Origin of the sequence: Flaviflexus ciconiae (assembly GCF_003971195.1) — a bacterium.
GTDB lineage: Bacteria > Actinomycetota > Actinomycetes > Actinomycetales > Actinomycetaceae > Flaviflexus > Flaviflexus ciconiae.
The window spans coordinates 184,086-200,615 of sequence record NZ_CP034593.1 but is presented as its reverse complement, the minus strand read 5'-3'; the positions used below and the strand labels follow the sequence as shown (position 1 = coordinate 200,615).

At 60.9% G+C, this 16,530-nt stretch carries 24 protein-coding genes and 1 pseudogene; 1 reads left to right on the top strand and 24 read right to left on the bottom strand.

The features are described from left to right. Positions 1-2 precede the first annotated feature (2 nt). The 23 genes and pseudogenes from secY to EJ997_RS00790 form a co-directional block, all read right to left on the bottom strand. Complete coding sequence (secY, locus tag EJ997_RS00900) at positions 3-1,289, bottom strand: preprotein translocase subunit SecY (protein WP_126702904.1); 1,287 nt, start codon at positions 1,287-1,289, stop codon at positions 3-5. Between the two features lie 161 nt (positions 1,290-1,450). Continuing rightward, a pseudogene (gene rplO, locus EJ997_RS00895) lies at positions 1,451-1,908 on the bottom strand (50S ribosomal protein L15). Further along, positions 1,908-2,081, bottom strand: a complete 174-nt coding sequence (gene rpmD, locus EJ997_RS00890) for a 50S ribosomal protein L30 (protein ID WP_126704888.1) — start codon at positions 2,079-2,081, stop codon at positions 1,908-1,910. Before rpmD ends, rplO begins: the two are co-directional and overlap by 1 nt. Then, the gene (rpsE, locus tag EJ997_RS00885; RefSeq protein ID WP_126702903.1) at positions 2,081-2,785 is read right to left on the bottom strand and encodes a 30S ribosomal protein S5; all 705 of its coding nucleotides are present in this window, start codon (positions 2,783-2,785) and stop codon (positions 2,081-2,083) included. The genes rpmD and rpsE overlap by 1 nt, the downstream gene beginning before the upstream one ends. Before the next feature lie 26 nt (positions 2,786-2,811). Beyond that, positions 2,812-3,183 carry a 50S ribosomal protein L18 gene (gene rplR / locus EJ997_RS00880; RefSeq protein WP_126702902.1) on the bottom strand — a complete coding sequence of 124 codons (372 nt, stop codon included), beginning with the start codon at positions 3,181-3,183 and terminating at the stop codon, positions 2,812-2,814. After that, a complete protein-coding gene (gene rplF, locus EJ997_RS00875) occupies positions 3,183-3,719 on the bottom strand; it encodes a 50S ribosomal protein L6 (RefSeq protein ID WP_126702901.1) in 537 nt (178 codons plus the stop codon). The genes rplR and rplF overlap by 1 nt, the downstream gene beginning before the upstream one ends. A 15-nt stretch (positions 3,720-3,734) precedes the next feature. Beyond that, entirely contained in the window at positions 3,735-4,133 is a 399-nt protein-coding gene (rpsH, locus tag EJ997_RS00870) for a 30S ribosomal protein S8 (protein ID WP_126702900.1), read from the bottom strand. 87 nt (positions 4,134-4,220) lie between these two features. After that, on the bottom strand, positions 4,221-4,790 hold the full coding sequence (gene rplE / locus EJ997_RS00865) for a 50S ribosomal protein L5 (protein ID WP_126702899.1): 570 nt from the start codon (positions 4,788-4,790) through the stop codon (positions 4,221-4,223). After that, a complete protein-coding gene (rplX, locus tag EJ997_RS00860) occupies positions 4,787-5,128 on the bottom strand; it encodes a 50S ribosomal protein L24 (protein ID WP_126702898.1) in 342 nt (113 codons plus the stop codon). The genes rplE and rplX overlap by 4 nt, the downstream gene beginning before the upstream one ends. Then, on the bottom strand, positions 5,129-5,500 hold the full coding sequence (gene rplN / locus EJ997_RS00855; protein WP_126702897.1) for a 50S ribosomal protein L14: 372 nt from the start codon (positions 5,498-5,500) through the stop codon (positions 5,129-5,131). Positions 5,501-5,568: 68 nt separating this feature from the next. Next, positions 5,569-5,850 carry a 30S ribosomal protein S17 gene (gene rpsQ, locus EJ997_RS00850; protein WP_407644336.1) on the bottom strand — a complete coding sequence of 94 codons (282 nt, stop codon included), beginning with the start codon at positions 5,848-5,850 and terminating at the stop codon, positions 5,569-5,571. 8 nt (positions 5,851-5,858) lie between these two features. Continuing rightward, positions 5,859-6,098: a 50S ribosomal protein L29 gene (rpmC, locus tag EJ997_RS00845; RefSeq protein ID WP_126702895.1), complete on the bottom strand. Its 240-nt coding sequence runs from the start codon at positions 6,096-6,098 to the stop codon at positions 5,859-5,861. Further along, complete coding sequence (rplP, locus tag EJ997_RS00840) at positions 6,098-6,517, bottom strand: 50S ribosomal protein L16 (protein ID WP_126702894.1); 420 nt, start codon at positions 6,515-6,517, stop codon at positions 6,098-6,100. Before rplP ends, rpmC begins: the two co-directional genes overlap by 1 nt. A gap of 2 nt (positions 6,518-6,519) precedes the next feature. After that, entirely contained in the window at positions 6,520-7,296 is a 777-nt protein-coding gene (rpsC, locus tag EJ997_RS00835) for a 30S ribosomal protein S3 (RefSeq protein WP_126702893.1), read from the bottom strand. Next, complete coding sequence (rplV, locus tag EJ997_RS00830) at positions 7,296-7,673, bottom strand: 50S ribosomal protein L22 (RefSeq protein WP_126702892.1); 378 nt, start codon at positions 7,671-7,673, stop codon at positions 7,296-7,298. Before rplV ends, rpsC begins: the two co-directional genes overlap by 1 nt. A 34-nt stretch (positions 7,674-7,707) precedes the next feature. Next, entirely contained in the window at positions 7,708-7,989 is a 282-nt protein-coding gene (gene rpsS / locus EJ997_RS00825) for a 30S ribosomal protein S19 (RefSeq protein ID WP_126702891.1), read from the bottom strand. A 9-nt stretch (positions 7,990-7,998) separates the two neighbouring features. Next, positions 7,999-8,835, bottom strand: a complete 837-nt coding sequence (gene rplB / locus EJ997_RS00820) for a 50S ribosomal protein L2 (protein ID WP_126702890.1) — start codon at positions 8,833-8,835, stop codon at positions 7,999-8,001. A 29-nt stretch (positions 8,836-8,864) separates the two neighbouring features. Further along, complete coding sequence (rplW, locus tag EJ997_RS00815; RefSeq protein WP_126702889.1) at positions 8,865-9,164, bottom strand: 50S ribosomal protein L23; 300 nt, start codon at positions 9,162-9,164, stop codon at positions 8,865-8,867. Then, complete coding sequence (gene rplD / locus EJ997_RS00810; RefSeq protein WP_126702888.1) at positions 9,161-9,805, bottom strand: 50S ribosomal protein L4; 645 nt, start codon at positions 9,803-9,805, stop codon at positions 9,161-9,163. Before rplD ends, rplW begins: the two co-directional genes overlap by 4 nt. 2 nt (positions 9,806-9,807) lie before the next feature. Next, entirely contained in the window at positions 9,808-10,473 is a 666-nt protein-coding gene (gene rplC / locus EJ997_RS00805; protein ID WP_126702887.1) for a 50S ribosomal protein L3, read from the bottom strand. 8 nt (positions 10,474-10,481) lie between these two features. Continuing rightward, complete coding sequence (rpsJ, locus tag EJ997_RS00800; protein WP_126702886.1) at positions 10,482-10,790, bottom strand: 30S ribosomal protein S10; 309 nt, start codon at positions 10,788-10,790, stop codon at positions 10,482-10,484. Between the two features lie 465 nt (positions 10,791-11,255). After that, the gene (locus EJ997_RS00795; RefSeq protein WP_126702885.1) at positions 11,256-12,206 is read right to left on the bottom strand and encodes an NAD-dependent epimerase/dehydratase family protein; all 951 of its coding nucleotides are present in this window, start codon (positions 12,204-12,206) and stop codon (positions 11,256-11,258) included. A 103-nt stretch (positions 12,207-12,309) separates the two neighbouring features. After that, positions 12,310-12,933, bottom strand: coding sequence for a MerR family transcriptional regulator (locus EJ997_RS00790; protein WP_126702884.1), 624 nt, complete (start codon positions 12,931-12,933; stop codon positions 12,310-12,312). Positions 12,934-13,138: 205 nt separating this feature from the next. On the opposite strand from EJ997_RS00790, the gene EJ997_RS00785 reads away from it, so the two are divergent. Next, positions 13,139-14,530 carry a uracil-xanthine permease family protein gene (locus tag EJ997_RS00785; protein ID WP_126702883.1) on the top strand — a complete coding sequence of 464 codons (1,392 nt, stop codon included), beginning with the start codon at positions 13,139-13,141 and terminating at the stop codon, positions 14,528-14,530. 187 nt (positions 14,531-14,717) lie between these two features. Here the strand turns inward: EJ997_RS00785 and EJ997_RS00780 are convergent, their stop codons facing one another. After that, entirely contained in the window at positions 14,718-16,379 is a 1,662-nt protein-coding gene (locus tag EJ997_RS00780; protein ID WP_206501733.1) for a SulP family inorganic anion transporter, read from the bottom strand. Positions 16,380-16,530: the final 151 nt, after the last annotated feature.

Sequence of the window (16,530 nt, the reverse complement as noted above, 5' to 3'; positions counted from 1 at the left end):
CTTCATCGGAGGAAACCTTCGTAGTGTCGTTGCTGGAGCTGAGCGTCGATGTCCTTCACGGTCTGGAGGCCGACGCCCACGATAATGATGATCGACGTTCCGCCGAATGCCATCATCGTGATGCCCATCTGGGTGAAGATCACAGTCGGGATGAGCGCGATAATCGCGAGGTAGAACGAACCCACCCACGTAATCCTGGTGATGACGTTCTTCAGGTACTGGGCGGTTGGAGCACCGGCACGGATGCCGGGGATAAAGCCGCCGTAGCGCTTCATGTTGTCCGCAACCTCTTCGGGGTTGAACGTGATCGATGTGTAGAAGAATGCGAAGAAGATGATGAGAAGAGCGAAGGTCAGCAGGTAGAGCCAGGACGTCTGGTTGTAGTTAGCTGCCAGCCACTGAACCCAGCCCGCATTCGGGTCACCGAACTGGATCGCCATCGTCGGCAGTGCCAGGAGGGAGGACGCGAAGATAACCGGGATGACGTTCGCCATGTTGATCTTGATCGGGATGTAAGTGGTCGAACCACCGTAGGTGCGGCGGCCAACAACGCGCTTGGCGTACTGCACGGGAATGCGGCGCTGCGACTGCTCAACAAACACAACAACAAGGGTGATTGCGAGGAACAGAGCGAGGATCAGGATGAAGTTGCGGACGCCGTTGGACGACATGAGCACCTGGCCCATGGCGGGCGGGAAGGACGCACAGATACCGGCGAAGATGAGGATCGACATGCCATTGCCGACGCCGCGTTCGGTGATCTGCTCACCCATCCACATGATGAGGCCGGTACCCGCGGTCATCGCAAGAATAGCCATGAGGACCATGCCTGCCGAGGTGTCGGGGAACGGATCAACCGTACATCCGAGGAAGAGGCTGGAGTTCGCCACGGTGATAACAACGGCGGACTGCATGACGGCAAGGCCGATGGTGAGGTAACGGGTGTACTGCGTGAGCTTGGCCTGGCCCGACTGGCCTTCCTTTTGGAGCTCTTCGAACCGCGGGATAACAACCCGCAGGAGCTGCACAATAATCGAGGCAGTAATGTAGGGCATGATGCCGAGCGCAAACACCGACATCTGGAACATGGCCCCGCCCGAGAACATGTTGAGCATGGGCAGCAGGCCCTCGGAACCGGACTGGTTCAAACACACCTGGACGTTTTCATAGCTGACGCCCGGGGCAGGCATGTAGGTGCCGAATCGGTAAATGACGATAATGCCCAGCGTGAACAGCAGCTTGCGGCGCAGGTCCGGTGTGCGGAAGGCCGAGACGAATGCGGAAAGCAAACTTCCTCCTTGATGGTATGGCCCGTGCGGGCCACAAGTCAGTGTATCGTGACTGACGCGAATCGCTATGACCGATTCAAGGCCTGAAACTCGATACTTACGTGCTTGGTAAGCGTGCAACGAGGCGGGCCGATTGGCCCGCCTCGTTGGCTAGATGAACTTCATCGCGCGGAAATGGTTCCGCCGGCGGCTTCGATCTTCTTCTGCGCGGAAGCCGACCACTTGTCAACTGCCACGGAGACCTTGACCGAGATCTCGCCCGTGCCGAGAACCTTCACCGGGTGGCCCTTGCGGACCGCACCCTTGGCTACGAGCTCCTCGACGGTGACGTCGCCGCCCTCGGGAAGAGGGAGTTGATGCGATCCAGGTTCACAACCTGGTATTCGACGCGGAACGGGTTCTTGAACCCGCGCAGCTTCGGCATACGCATGTGCAGCGGCATCTGGCCACCTTCGAAGCCGATCGGAACCTGGTAGCGGGCCTTCGTGCCCTTGGTTCCGCGACCCGCGGTCTTGCCCTTCGAGCCCTCACCACGGCCGACACGAGTCTTCGACTTGTGTGAACCCGGCGCGGGAGCGAGATCGTGAAGCTTGGTGACGTCGTTCGTGTTTTTCGACATCATGCCTCCTCTACGGTGACGAGGTGCGAAACGATGTTAATCATTCCACGAACCTCGGGACGATCCTCACGCTCGACGGACTGGCCGATCTTGCGCAGGCCGAGCGACAGCATCGTGTCCCTCTGCTTCTTGGTTCCACCGATGGTGGACTTGGTCTGGGTAATCTTCAGCATCACGCACCAACTCCGGACGCAGCAGCTTCGTTCTCGGCCTCAGCCGCCTCGGCTGCCTGCTTCTCACGCTGCTCGGCGTCGTAGGACGCGCGCTGGCGGAGCATCGCGGCAGGAGCGACCTGCTCGAGGGACTTGCCACGACGTGCGGCAACAGCCTCGGGCTGCTCGAGCTGGCGAAGCGCTGCCACGGCTGCGCGGACGATGTTGATGGCGTTGGACGAACCCAGCGACTTGGTCAGGATGTCATGAATGCCAGCGGCTTCCATGACTGCACGGACCGGACCGCCGGCGATAACGCCGGTACCCGGGGACGCCGGGCGCAGGAAGACAACGCCTGCGGCGTCCTCACCCTGGGTGATGTGCGGGATCGTGCGGCCAATGAGCGGGACGCGGAAGAAGTTCTTCTTCGCTTCCTCGGTGCCCTTGGAAATAGCCTGGGGCACTTCCTTGGCCTTGCCGTAGCCAACACCGACGGTGCCGTTGCCATCACCGACGACGACGAGAGCCGTGAAGGAGAAGCGACGGCCACCCTTCACCACCTTCGACACACGGTTGATGGTGACGACGCGCTCGATGTAGGCGTCTTTCTGTTCGTTGCGACGGTCGTTGTTGCCCCGACGTCCCCTGGGACGGTCGGAACCGGAACGCTCATTGTTGCGCTCGCCGTCTTGCGGACCGTTGGTCCGACGCTGCGATGCAGCCATAGTTTTCCTCTACTCTCGTTCCGTCGCTACAGGGTCAGACCGGACTCGCGGGCACCGTCTGCCACTGCCGCTACGCGACCATGGTACTGGTTACCGCCGCGGTCGAATACCACGGAGTCAACACCTGCAGCCTTGGCACGTTCGCCGACGAGTTCGCCGACCTTTCGTGCCTTAGCGGTCTTGTCACCATCATCTGCCCGGAGGTCTGCTTCGAGCGACGAAGCGGACGCAATGGTTGCGCCAGCCAGATCGTCGATAACCTGGGCCACGATGTGGCGGTTGGATCGGGTAACGACGAGACGCGGGCGCGCGGCGGTACCGGTGATCTTCTTGCGAAGGCGAAGGTGCCGACGCTTGCGGGCAACAAACTTGCCCTTGCCCTTGATCGAGACAGCCATCACTTACCAGCCTTTCCGGCCTTGCGGCGGACGTGCTCGCCTTCGTAGCGAACGCCCTTGCCCTTGTACGGTTCAGGCTTGCGGAGCTTGCGGATGTTAGCCGCGATCTCGCCAACCTGCTGCTTGTCAATACCGCTAACCGTGATCTTGTTGTTGCCCTCGAGCTGGAACGTAATTCCTTCGGGAGCCTTGACCGAGATCGTGTGCGAGTAGCCGAGCGACAGTTCAAGGTCGGAACCCTTGGCCTGTGCGCGGTAGCCCGTGCCAACGATCTCGAGCTTCTTGGAGAAGCCCTCGGTCACGCCGGTAACGTTGTTGAAGATGAGTGTGCGGACCAGGCCGTGCAGCGAACGCGACTCGCGCTCGTCATCGGGACGGGACACGACTACCGCGCCGTCCTCCTGAGCGACCGTAATCGGGGCCGGAACCTCGTAGGAGAGGGTGCCCTTGGGGCCCTTCACCGTAACGAGCTGGCCGTCGATGGTGACGTCAACACCGGACGGGATGGTCACAGGCAGCTTGCCAATACGAGACATATCTGTGTACCTCCCTTACCAGATGTAGGCGAGGACTTCTCCGCCTACACCCTTATCCTTGGCCTCACGGTCCGTCAGCAGGCCAGAGGACGTGGAAAGAATTGCCACGCCGAGGCCACCGAGGACGGTGGGCAGCTTTGTCGACTTTGCGTAAACGCGCAGACCGGGCTTCGAGATACGACGAAGGCCGGCGAGCGAGCGCTCACGGTTCGGTCCAAATTTCAGGTTGAGCGTGAGGGTCTTACCGACCTCTGCATCGTCAACGTCGAAGCTCGCGATGTAACCCTCGCGGACGAGGATCTCAGAGATTGCTCCCTTGAGCTTCGAGTACGGCATGGAAACCGTGTCGTGGTACGCCGAGTTGGCGTTTCGCAGACGCGTCAGCATGTCTGCGATAGGGTCTGTCATTGTCATCGGGCCTGCGCCCTTTCCCGTCGCGGTTTCCTTAGGACCTGCGACGTAGATGGAATTGCCAGCGGGTGGATGCTATTCAAAGCGTGCTCAGTTTTCCTTGAACGGGAAACCGAGGTTGCGAAGGAGCGCACGGCCCTCTTCATCGTTGTCAGCGGTGGTCACGACGGTGATGTCCATACCACGCGTGCGATCGACCTTGTCCAGGTTGATCTCGTGGAACATCGACTGCTCGGTCAGACCGAACGTGTAGTTGCCGTGACCGTCGAACTGCTTCGGGGAGAGGCCGCGGAAATCGCGGATACGGGGCAGAGCCAGCGACAGAAGCCTGTCGAGGAACTCCCACATGCGGTCCCCACGGAGTGTGGTGTGCGCACCGATGGCCTGGCCTTCACGCAGCTTGAACTGCGCGATGGACTTGCGTGCCTTGGTGATCTGCGGCTTCTGACCGGTGATGAGGGTCAGGTCGGCGATGGCGCCGTCGATGACCTTCGAGTCACGGGCAGCGTCACCGACACCCATGTTCACAACAATCTTCTCGAGCTTGGCTACCTGATTGGGGTTAGGAATGTTGAATTCCTTGATCAGGGCGGGCACGATCTCTTCGCGGTACTTCGTCTTGAGACGCGGGTATACCTTCTCAGTCGTTGCTTCGCTCACAGCTCGATCTCCTCTCCGCCACGGCGGCCGATGCGGACGCGAGTCTTGCGGACACGACCGTCGCGCTCAACTTCAACTTCCTTGTAACCAACGCGAACCGGCTTCTTGTCCGGGCCCACGAGGGCAACGTTCGAAATGTGGATGGGGGCTTCGACGGTCTCGATGCCGCCGGAAGCGGACGAGCCCGGCTGGCCGGCCTTCGTGTGCTTCTTGACGCGCATAACGCCTTCGACGATCACGCGATCACGCTGGGTGTCGATGCTGAGCACGCGGCCCTGCTGACCCTTATCGCGACCGGCGATCACCTGGACGAGGTCGCCCTTCTTGATCTTCGCCATTTAGAGCACCTCCGGAGCGAGCGAAACGATACGCATGAACTGCTTGTCACGCAGCTCGCGACCCACCGGACCGAAAATACGGGTGCCGCGGGGCTCAAGACCATCGGTCTTGATAATGACGGCAGCATTCTCGTCGAAGCGGATGTACGAGCCGTCGGGACGGCGGCTTTCCTTGCGGGTACGGACGATAACGGCCTTGACGACCTCGCCCTTCTTAACATTGCCGCCAGGGATTGCATCCTTGACGGTGGCGACGATGACGTCGCCGATTCCGGCGTAGCGCCGGCCGGAGCCGCCGAGCACCTTGATGCAGAGGATTTCCTTTGCACCGGTGTTATCGGCGACCTTGAGCCGCGACTCTTGCTGGATCATGAACTATCTCCTGTCGTCGTGCCGGTTCTCTTGCGAGCCTGGCCGAACGGATGGGTGGTTGGGGAAGACTACTTGGCCTTCTCGATGACCTCGACCACGCGGTAGTGCTTGGTAGCAGACAGCGGGCGGGTCTCCATGATGCGCACGAGGTCTCCCACGTGCACTTCGTTGTTCTCGTCGTGCGCCTTGACCTTCTTGGAGCGACGGATAACCTTGCCGTACTTGGCGTGCTTCACCTGCTCCTCGACCTCGACAACCACGGTCTTGTCCATCTTGTCGGACACGACGTAGCCGCGTGCGGTCTTCCGGTAGTTGCGCTCGACAGTTTCGGTGTTCTGAGTCTCAGTCACTGTCTGCCTCATTCCTTCTCAGCGGGAGCGGTACGGATGTTGAGTTCACGTTCGCGAGCGATCGTGTAGATGCGGGCGACGTCACGACGAACAGCCTTAAGTCGACCGTGGTCCTCGAGCTGCCCGGTGGCGGCGGAGAAGCGCAGGTTGAAGAGCTCAGCCTTGCACTCGGCGAGGCGCTCTGCGAGCTCCTTGTCAGTCATCTGGTCGAGGTCGTCGGGGAAAAGTCCCTTGGTTCCTACTGCCATCAGTTGTCACCGCCTTCACGCATAACGAAACGAGTCTTAATGGGGAGCTTGTGCTGCGCACGAGACATGGCCTCGCGAGCGAGCTGCTCGTCAACGCCGGACAGCTCGAAGAGGATACGTCCGGGCTTGATGTTCGCAACCCAGAACTCGACCGAGCCCTTACCGGAGCCCATGCGGACTTCGGCAGGCTTCTTCGTCAGGGGGCGGTCCGGGAAGATGTTAATCCACACCTTGCCACCACGCTTGACGTGACGAGTCATGGCGATACGAGCAGCCTCAATCTGACGGTTGGTGATGTACGCCGGCTCGAGAGCCTGGATGGCGTAATCGCCGAACGCGATCTGGTTGCCGCCCTTGGAGTAACCCGAACGGGTCGGGCGGTGCTGCTTGCGGTACTTAGTCCTGCGAGGGATAAGCATGTCTATGCCTCCGATTCGCTGGTCGTTGCGGCCTGGTCGGCCTGTGCCCTAGCCGGACGGGGACGACGCGCGCCACCGCGGCGGTCGCCGCCACGGCCGCGACCGCGGGGAGCCTCGTTCAGCTGACGCTGGTACTCGGCCTCCGTGATATCGCCCTTGTAGATCCAAACCTTGACACCGATACGACCAAAGGTGGTCTTGGCCTCGTGGAAGCCAAAGTCGATGTTGGCGCGCAGGGTGTGCAGGGGCACACGGCCTTCGCGGTAGAACTCCGAGCGGGACATCTCGGCGCCGCCGAGACGACCTGCAACCTGGACACGAATGCCCTTGGCGCCGGAGCGAAGCGCGGACTGAACGCCCTTGCGCATGGCACGGCGGAAGGACACGCGGGAAGCGAGCTGCTCCGCGATGCCCTGCGCGACGAGCTGTGCGTCTGCTTCGGGGTTCTTGACCTCGAGGATGTTCAGCTGGACGGCACGGCCGGTCAGCTTCTCGAGCTGCTGCTTGAGGCGATCAGCCTCAGCGCCGCGGCGACCGATAACGATGCCGGGGCGTGCAGTGTAGATGTCGATCTCAACGCGGCCTGACTTGCGGGAAATATTGACGCGGGAAATTCCTGCGCGCTCAAGTCCCTCCTCCATCATGTTGCGGATGGCAATGTCTTCGGCGACGAAGTCCTGGTAGCGCTGTCCCTTAACGGTCGAGTCAGCGAACCAGCGCGAACGGTGTTCGGTGGTAATGCCGAGTCGGAACCCGGTCGGGTTGACCTTTTGTCCCACTATCGGGCCCTCCTCTTGGACTCAGCGGCGACGGCGTCGCCAACAATGATCGTGATGTGGCTCGTACGCTTAAGGATCTGGTTGGCCCTACCCTGAGCGCGGGGCTGGATCCTCTTCATCGTCGGGCCCTCGTCAACGTAGCTCTCTACGATGCGAAGCGCGTCGATGTCGAATCGCTCGCCGGCCTGGTCGGCGGACTGGCGAGCATTCGCCACTGCCGATTCCAGGAGCTTGCGGACGGGTTCCGCAGCGGCCTGGGGAGCGTATCGCAGCACGTCGACCGCGTCGACAGCACGCATTCCGCGGACGTGGTCCACGACACGGCGTGCCTTCATGGGCGTAATACGCACGTATTTCGCCTGTGCCTTGGCTTCCATGTGTTCCTAACTTTCTTCTGGCTCGCGGCGCGCCTTAGCGGCGGCGTCCCTTGCGGTCGTCCTTGTCGTGACCCCGGAAGGTCTTGGTCGGAGCAAACTCTCCGAGCTTGTGACCGACCATCGATTCGGTGACGAACACCGGAACATGCTTGCGGCCGTCGTGGACTGCGAATGTGTGGCCCAGGAAGTCCGGCGTGATGACCGAACGGCGGGACCACGTCTTGATGACGTTCTTGCTGCCCTTTTCGTTCTGAGCATCGACCTTCTTCTGAAGGTGCTCGTCGACGAAGGGGCCCTTCTTAAGACTGCGTGGCATTGCCCTCTCCTATCGGTTCTTACCGGACTTGCGGCGACGCACGATCTGCTTGTCGCTGGCCTTGTTGGCGTGACGCGTACGGCCTTCCTTCTGTCCCCAGGGGGAAACAGGATGGCGACCGCCGGACGTCTTGCCCTCGCCACCGCCGTGCGGGTGGTCGAACGGGTTCATGACAACACCGCGGACCGAAGGACGAACGCCCTTCCAGCGCATGCGGCCTGCCTTGCCCCAGCTGATGTTGAGCTGCTCGGCGTTGCCGACCTCGCCAACCGTTGCACGGCAGCGAGCGTCGACGTTGCGGATCTCACCGGACGGCATGCGCAGCTGCGCGTTCTTGCCTTCCTTAGCGACCAGCTGGACCGAGGCGCCTGCCGAGCGAGCGATCTTCGCACCGCCACCGGGACGCATCTCCACGGCGTGGATGACGGTACCAACGGGGATGTTGCGCAGCGGCAGGTTGTTGCCGGGCTTGATGTCAGCCGACGGTCCCTGCTCGATGCGATCGCCCTGCTTGATGCGGGAGGGAGCAATGATGTAGCGCTTGTCGCCATCTGCGAAGTGCAGAAGAGCGATGCGTGCGGTGCGGTTCGGGTCGTACTCGATGTGAGCGACCGTTGCCGGCACGCCGTCCTTGTCATGACGACGGAAGTCGATGACGCGGTACTGGCGCTTGTGGCCACCGCCCTTGTGGCGAGTGGTGATACGACCGGTGTTATTACGACCGCCGGTCTTGTGCAGCGGACGGACGAGCGACTTCTCCGGCTCGGAGCGGGTCAGCTCGACAAAGTCAGCCACGGACGAGCCGCGACGACCCGGGGTCGTGGGCTTGTACTTGCGGATACCCATGAGTTAAATCCTCAATCTTCCTGCCGGCCTCAGCCGATCTGCCCGTAAAGTTCGATGGAACCCTCGCGCAGCGAGACGATGGCGCGCTTGATGTCCTTGCGCTTGCCAATACCGTCACGGGTGCGGCGGGTCTTGCCCTTGCGGTTCATGGTGTTGACCGAGTCAACCTTGACGTCGAAGATCTGCTCGATAGCGATCTTGATCTGGGTCTTGTTGGCGCTCGGCGCAACCTCGAATACATACTTGCCTTCGTCCTCAAGTCGGTACGACTTTTCGGTAACGATCGGGCGAATAATGATGTCGCGCGGATCCTTGCGATTCAGAGTCACTTCTCCTCCTCCTGGCCGCCACCGACGAACGTCGCGATAGCAGACTCGGTGAAGACGACATCGTCAGCGACCATGACGTCATAGGTGTTGAGCTGCTCCACGGTCAGGACGTGTGCCTCTGCGAGGTTACGAACCGACTTCGTGTTGAGCTGGTCTTCACGGGAGACAACGACGAGTGCCTTGCGGCTCTCCACTGCCGTCTCGAGGAGACCGCGAGCGGCCTTGGTGGACGGGGTGTCACCAGCGACGAATGCCGAGACAACGTGGATGCGGCCTGCGCGGGCGCGGTCGGACAGAGCCGAACGCAGCGCTGCTGCCTTCATCTTTTTGGGGGTGCGCTGCTCGTAGGAGCGGGGCTGCGGTCCGTGGACCACGCCACCTCCGGCGAACTGCGGAGCGCGGATCGAGCCCTGACGAGCACGACCGGTGCCCTTCTGCTTGTACGGCTTGCGACCACCACCGCGCACTGCCGCGCGGGTCTTGGTGGCGGCGGTGCCGCGGCGGGCTGCTGCCTGCTGGGCGACGACAACCTGGTGAATCAGGGGGATGTTCAGCTCGACATCGAAGATCTCCGCGGGGAGATCGAACGAACCGGACTTCGCGCCAGCGGCGTCGAGAATGTCGACGGTGAGGTTTGCCATGACTAGGCTCCCTTCGTGGCGGTGCGGACTACGACGAGGCCACCCTTGTTGCCCGGGACGGCGCCAGCTACGAGGAGCAGGCCGTTCTCGAGATCAACCGACTGGATGGTGAGGTTCTGGACGGTGCGACGGGCATTGCCCATACGACCGGCCATACGCAGGCCACGGAAGACACGGGACGGGGTCGAAGCCCCACCGATCGAACCGGCCTTGCGGTGGTTACGGTGCTGACCGTGGGAGGCGCCTACACCGGCAAAGCCGTGGCGCTTCATGACACCAGCGGTGCCCTTACCCTTGGTGGTACCGACAACGTCAACGGAATCGCCAGCGGCGAAGACGTCAGCGTTGAGCTCCTGGCCCTTCTCGAACTCGCCAGCCGCCGAGGTACGAATCTCAGCCAGGTAGCGCTTCGGGGTGGTGCCAGCAGCGGCAAAATGGCCCTGCATGGGCTGTGTGACGTTCTTCGGCTTCTTGTCGCCTACGGCGAGCTGAATGGCGGAGTAACCGTCAACTTCGGGGGTGCGCACCTGCGTAACAACGTTGGTGCCTACTCGCACAACAGTGACCGGGATCAGGCGGCCTGCCTCGTCCCAGACCTGAGTCATGCCGAGCTTGGTGCCTAGCAGCGCCTTGGGCGCAGCGGCAACCGCTTCAGTTTTGTTGGACATGATGAACCTCAGAGCTTGATCTCGACGCTAACGTCGCCTGAAAAGTCGATCTGCTGGAGCGAATCGATGGTCTTCGGCGTGGGATCGATGATGTCGATCAGCCGCTTATGCGTACGCTTCTCAAAGTGATCGCGGCTGTCCTTGTACTTGTGGGGCGAACGAATAACACAGTAAACGTTCTTCTCGGTGGGCAGCGGCACCGGGCCAACTACCTGTGCACCGGTACGAGTCACTTCGTCGACGAGCTTCTTCGCCGCGTTATCAATGACCTCATGGTCATATGACTTGAGCCGGATGCGGATTTTCTGTCCCGCCATGGCGTCGTCTACCTCTCTTTAACCGCAGTGTTCACCTGTACCCGCATCCGGGAGTGTCTCACCGCGAGAGACCTCGCGACAATCAGCCCTATGTTGGTTTCGGTGAACCTTTTTATTTTCCTGCCGACCCTTGGGGACCGACATACGTCTTTCACGCTCTCTCGAGCAACCGTCCCAGTCTGGCAGAAAAGCCATGGGACGTGCAAACATCTGAGGAAAGTGCGTTCTGGCTAACACCAGCTCGTGCATTCCCCGGAAGAAAGCGACCTGTCTAGTCTAACGGGCGCCGGTTCGGTTCGAAAGAGCTGACATCGTGAAACACGTTATATCTCAAGCAAAGGATGCCGCCTCCCCAGGGAAGACGGTGCCCTGTCAGCCATACAGGCTACGAGTCAGCCACGGTCGCGTCATGCGAAAACCGACAGTGATCTGCTTGGCAGGCAGGTCGAGCACCACCGCTGCCTCTCAGGCACTCGTGGCATCCAGCTCCCGTAGCTCAGCCCTGGCCGCACGAAGTGTTTGAGCTATCCCCTCTTCTATAGGGGTCGGTGCCACGCCAAACGTTGACTCGAACAAGTGGGAGTCGAGGATGTGGGGGCAGGTGTACTGGTACGCCATCTCCAACGTTTCCCTGGCGGCCTCGTTGAACAGTCCACCAATCCGCATGTACATCTGCGACATGACCTTCGTGCCGACCCCGGGTCCCGTCAGAATCTCCAGGCATTGCCTGCCGGTCAACGCGGGTGCGGTGGGGATGTGCCAGGTGCCGCTCCTCCCCCGCGGATCCGTTCCCAGTGTGGCGAGCGCTTGCCCGGTGTCTGGGGTATAGGTCAGGGAGTGCGGCACGTTGGCATTAAATATCCACGAACCCTTCTTTCCCTTGGCAGCCGGTTCGATGGCAAACATGTTGAACACGCTCATGGAAGCACCCGGCCCGTAGAAGTCGGAGCTACGCGCTATGGAATAGGACAGCCCCCGCTCCCTGGCCGCGGAGCCAAGCATGCCGAGAGCCTCGGCCCGCACCTGCCCCTTCTTGCTGGATGGCCTTATTCGGACCTGCTCCGTCATTGGACCATCGACCTTGCCGTAGGCGTACACGTTGTCGAGGTAGACAAGGTGTGTGCCAGTCTTGGTCGCAGCATCGACGGTGTTCCCGAGGATGAGTGGCCACCGCTCCTGCCAGCTCTTGGCGGAGTAGGGCAATCCGACCGTCAGATAGGCAACCTCCGCACCAGCAAGCGCGCGAGCGGCTTGATCAGGATCGAGGACATCCGCGATATGGGAACGCACTGCCCGGTCCGGGTGCGAGCGCCGTCCCACGGAGATGGCGTTGACTCCCCTGGGCCCAAGTGCCTTGATCGTTTCCGTTCCGGTTACTCCGTTGCCTCCGAGGACAACGTGGTTTTGATTCCCCATGGGTCGTCTCTCTGGTGAGGGCGGTCCATCCCGGTCGAGAGACGTAGCCGCGTCGTCTAAAAGTTCGGTCGCGCACGCTCGGACTTGGCTCTAAGGTCGTGTCTTACTCGGAACAGGGGAACAGTTTCCGGCCGCTATCTTCCTGCGCCAGGCGGCGCAGGCCAATCAATAGCGGGTGCCCGAGCACGCCGCCAACGACCATAACTTCAATTTGCCTATCCGGGTCAGAAAGTTTCGCAAGCGCACCGAGATCCGCGGCCGCAACAGTGCTTGCGGCAGAGGCATATGCGGACAGGTAGTCACCATCGAGTTCGACTCCGATGGTCCACATGCCTTCGAGGGCCCTCGCCGCCATCGCCCACCCCGGGTTGCCTTCGGATATGTCCCAACCCTGTTTATTGGCAAGATCTAAGATTCGTTGCCGCGCTTTTTCGCTTGGCTCATCCCCTGAGGCTTTGGGAACTCCCATTGCATACTGGGCGATCCCGAACACGTCGAAGGTTGGGCTGGTGTCGAGTGCGGCTATGATTTCTTTTGCGGCGGCAACCGTGAGGCCACCCACCCCAAGAAGTGCCCGAACAAGACGCACTCGCCGGACATGAGTTTCTGTGTAATCGGTTTGATTGGGTGCGGTTTTGTCAGCGGGCGGGAGGAGGCCCTCCCGTTGGTAGTACTTCACCGCGGATACCGGCACATGGGCCTGTTGCGCTAGTTCAGATATCTTCACTATCCGATAGTGTCGCTATCCAGTATTGCTTGGCTAGAGCACATGCAGAATTGCTCCCTCCTACTCCGTCGAAGCATGCCGGCACCGGAGCACCCGAGTGCCCGTGTACGGTTTGTCGGTTCTGACGAATGTCACATGGACGGGGTGACGTGAAAGCGGCGAGAAGCCCTAAGATCACCTGTGGCATCACGCTTAGGAGGCGCATATGGCAATGTTCAACTGGAAGCTCCACGGAGACGGCAAATCCATTGCAGCGGGAGAGGTGGTGCTACCGAATGAACGGCTGGCGTGGCCTCAGACCATTGGCATTGGTGCCCAGCACGTCGTTGCAATGTTCGGGGCAACGTTCCTCGTTCCGCTACTGACCGGCTTTGATCCCGCTACGACACTGTTCTTCACGGGTGTTGGAACGATTCTGTTCCTTCTTATTACCTCGGGCAGGCTTCCCAGCTACCTGGGGTCTTCTTTTGCCCTGCTTGCCCCGATTGGCGCAGTCACCGGATATGTGGCGAACGGCGGTGTTCCTCTCGATGAGGAGCTTGCTTCACTCGCCCAGGGTGGCGTTGTTGCAACCGGTGCATCTCTAGCCGTTGTCGGCGTTATCGTGCATTTTGCGGGAGCCCGCTGGATCGACAAGCTCATGCCGCCAATTGTCACGGGCTCGATCGTTGCCCTTATCGGTTTCAACCTGGCACCTGCCGCGTGGAACAACGTGGCCCAGGCACCGGTGACCGCGGTTGTCACAATCACCGCCATTCTCTTCATCACCGTATTCTTCAAGGGCATCATCGGCAGGCTGTCAATCCTGCTGGGCGTTGTCGCCGGCTACATTGCCGCGATCGTTCAGGGCGAGGTCGACTTCACCGCGATCAGCTCCGCCGACTGGGTGGGTGTTCCCGAGTTCCGGGCTCCATCCTTCGACATCTCCCTCATGGGGCTGTTCATTCCTGTCGTTCTCGTTCTTGTTGCCGAGAATGTTGGCCACGTGAAGTCCGTGTCCGCCATGACTGGCCAGGATCTCGATGACATTACGGGACGGGCACTGTTTGCTGACGGTATCTCCACCGCTATCGCCGGCTCCGGCGGCGGTTCGGGAACAACAACGTATGCCGAGAACATTGGCGTCATGGCAGCAACCCGCGTGTATTCAACGGCGGCTTACGTGGTTGCCGCGCTATGCGCGCTCGGACTGTCCATGTTCCCCAAGTTCGGCCAGCTCATCGCCACCATTCCGCCCGGTGTTCTTGGCGGCGCAGCCACCGTCCTTTACGGCATGATCGGAATGCTTGGCGTTCGCATCTGGGTGCAGAACCGCGTCGACTTCTCCGACCCTGTCAACCTCAACACCGCGGCCGTTGCCATGGTCCTTGCTATCGCCAACTACACCTGGCACCTGGGCGACATGGTTTTCGAGGGCATTGCCCTTGGCTCCTTTGCCGCGATCGGCATCTACCACTCCATGCGCTGGATTTCCCGGAAGCGGGGAACCAGCGTCGAGTCTCCCTCCCCCGCTTCCGCGCCGGGTGGAACAGAACTCGAACCCGGCGCTCTTATCCGCGAGCATCAGTTCGACGATGATGATCGCCCCAAGAAATAAATAAGGTAGTGCAGAGCTGGGTAACCGCTAGGCCACCCACCCCAAAACGTAACGCCCGAGATTCTCGGGCGTTACTTTTACACCGGTTCGCGACGAGATACCTACCGTTGGTTCGTGGCGACATATGACCACAGGTTCGGAGCGAGCGCTCAGATCGCTTGGGGCTGAGCTCTTGGTGCGGGGTCTCTTAGACGATGTGGCCGGTTTGGCGTTGCCTGTCCTTCATGGCGACGATCGTGTGAGCCCTTTCGAGGGCCTCATCCAAGGTGCTGAACATGTGGTGCGGTCCCCCAAGTTCATCAATGACGCCGACCTCGTTGGCAAGGTCCAGCAGGGACGGATCCAGCCCCTTGATGTAGACGACGTTGCCGGCTTCGCGTAGTTTCGTCACGATATCCGCCAGCGCCTTCGCTCCCGTCGCATCCATGACGCCCACCCGTGACAGCCGGATGATAACAACATCAACGGAGTCGAGGGTGGGGATCTCCGATTCGATCCGATCGGATACGCCAAAAAACATTGCGCCATCAATTCGAAGAATGGCAATCCGGCGGTGCCTGTCCGGATTATCTTCGCGGTAGACACCGGACTGCTTGGCGAAGTGCCGCAGCACGAGAACGCCGGTCACGGCAACGCCCACACCGATGGCCCAGATGAGGTCCAGAACAACCGTGGTGACCGCGGTCAGGCAGAAGACCAGAGCATCGGACTTCGTGGACGCAAGGATAACGCGTGCTGTCGCGAAGGAAACCATGTTGAACGCGGTAACAAGCAGGACCCCGGCGAGAGCCGCCAGCGGAATCTGGGAGACCAGGCCGGAAGCAAGGTAAACAACCGCGAGCAAGAACAGGGCGTGGATGATGACCGACAGCCTGGTCCTGCCACTCGCTTTAATGTTGACCGCGGTGCGCGCCATGGCACCCGTGGCCGGCATGCCACCAAACATTCCCGAGGCTACGGAGGCCAGCCCCTGGCCGACGAGTTCGCGGTCCGGATGGTACGTCTCGCCCTTCACCATGCCGGCGGCAACGCGAGCGGACAGAAGGGATTCAATCCCGGCAAGGATTGCTACCGCAATAGCCCCCGGCATGAGCTGCCCAATGAGCTCCGGAGTGGCCTCCGGAATCGTCGGTGCTGGAAGACCCTCGGGTAGCGCCCCAATCACGGGCACGTGGATCGAGAACGCATAAACCGCAATCGTCGCAACGGCAACGGCAATGAGCTGCGCCGGCCATTTTGGCAAGACCTTAGCAATAAGGGCGATGACGAGCACGGTTGCAACCGTCATGAAAACCGGCCCCGCAGCTTCCGGCCACGACGCGATCTTGAACGCCTCAACAGTCGCCAGCAGCGTATTGGCCCCACCCGGCGCCTCAATGCCGAGGGCGTTGGGGACCTGCTGTAGCGCAATGATCGTGGCGATCCCGAGCGTGAAGCCCTCGATTACGGGCCAGGGGATCAAGGAGATTGCTCGTCCCATACCGAGCACTCCCCCGAGGATTACTATGACTCCCGCGAGGACCGAGAGGAGTGGAACCGCTGCCGCGCCGTGGGTGACCACGAGAGGAGCAATGATGACCACCATCGCGCCCGTCGGCCCGGAGACCTGAAGGTTCGAACCACCAAAGATCGTGGCAACTAAGCCAGCGATGATAGCGGTAACTAGACCTGCGGCAGCACCAACACCGGAAGACACTCCGAAGGCGAGCGCCAGCGGGAGGGCAACAACGCCGACTGTGATTCCGGCAGGAATGTCGCCCTTCCAGTGATGCTTCATCACGGTGAAGTCTTGAGGGCGAGGAAGCAGGGACAGAAGATGTTTGCGCAGGTCGGCTCGAATCCCTTTCATAGTGCCAGCGAAGGGCATGGAAGACGGCGCTGAGGAATCAGCGCCGCAATCACTTTCACCATACCAAGAGTTGCAACATCGTTTTAGGAAAGTAAGGTAAGTTCACAATCTTAATCTTGCGTTGCTATAAAACGCTTCCACCATTATCCAC

Bases quoted from the DNA above. Each gene is read 5' to 3' on its own strand.
- rpmD (WP_126704888.1), bottom strand. From the start codon at position 2,081: ATGCTGAAGATTACCCAGACCAAGTCCACCATCGGTGGAACCAAGAAG.
- rpsE (WP_126702903.1), bottom strand. From the start codon at position 2,785: ATGGCTGCATCGCAGCGTCGGACCAACGGTCCGCAAGACGGCGAGCGC.
- rplR (WP_126702902.1), bottom strand. From the start codon at position 3,183: ATGGCTGTCTCGATCAAGGGCAAGGGCAAGTTTGTTGCCCGCAAGCGT.
- rplF (WP_126702901.1), bottom strand. From the start codon at position 3,719: ATGTCTCGTATTGGCAAGCTGCCTGTGACCATCCCGTCCGGTGTTGAC.
- rpsH (WP_126702900.1), bottom strand. From the start codon at position 4,133: ATGACAATGACAGACCCTATCGCAGACATGCTGACGCGTCTGCGAAAC.
- rplX (WP_126702898.1), bottom strand. From the start codon at position 5,128: ATGGCGAAGATCAAGAAGGGCGACCTCGTCCAGGTGATCGCCGGTCGC.
- rplN (WP_126702897.1), bottom strand. From the start codon at position 5,500: ATGATCCAGCAAGAGTCGCGGCTCAAGGTCGCCGATAACACCGGTGCA.
- rpmC (WP_126702895.1), bottom strand. From the start codon at position 6,098: ATGGCAGTAGGAACCAAGGGACTTTTCCCCGACGACCTCGACCAGATG.
- rplP (WP_126702894.1), bottom strand. From the start codon at position 6,517: ATGCTTATCCCTCGCAGGACTAAGTACCGCAAGCAGCACCGCCCGACC.
- rplV (WP_126702892.1), bottom strand. From the start codon at position 7,673: ATGGAAGCCAAGGCACAGGCGAAATACGTGCGTATTACGCCCATGAAG.
- rpsS (WP_126702891.1), bottom strand. From the start codon at position 7,989: ATGCCACGCAGTCTTAAGAAGGGCCCCTTCGTCGACGAGCACCTTCAG.
- rplB (WP_126702890.1), bottom strand. From the start codon at position 8,835: ATGGGTATCCGCAAGTACAAGCCCACGACCCCGGGTCGTCGCGGCTCG.
- rplD (WP_126702888.1), bottom strand. From the start codon at position 9,805: ATGGCAAACCTCACCGTCGACATTCTCGACGCCGCTGGCGCGAAGTCC.
- rplC (WP_126702887.1), bottom strand. From the start codon at position 10,473: ATGTCCAACAAAACTGAAGCGGTTGCCGCTGCGCCCAAGGCGCTGCTA.
- rpsJ (WP_126702886.1), bottom strand. From the start codon at position 10,790: ATGGCGGGACAGAAAATCCGCATCCGGCTCAAGTCATATGACCATGAG.
- EJ997_RS00795 (WP_126702885.1), bottom strand. From the start codon at position 12,206: ATGGGGAATCAAAACCACGTTGTCCTCGGAGGCAACGGAGTAACCGGA.
- EJ997_RS00785 (WP_126702883.1), top strand. From the start codon at position 13,139: ATGGCAATGTTCAACTGGAAGCTCCACGGAGACGGCAAATCCATTGCA.
- EJ997_RS00780 (WP_206501733.1), bottom strand. From the start codon at position 16,379: ATGAAAGGGATTCGAGCCGACCTGCGCAAACATCTTCTGTCCCTGCTT.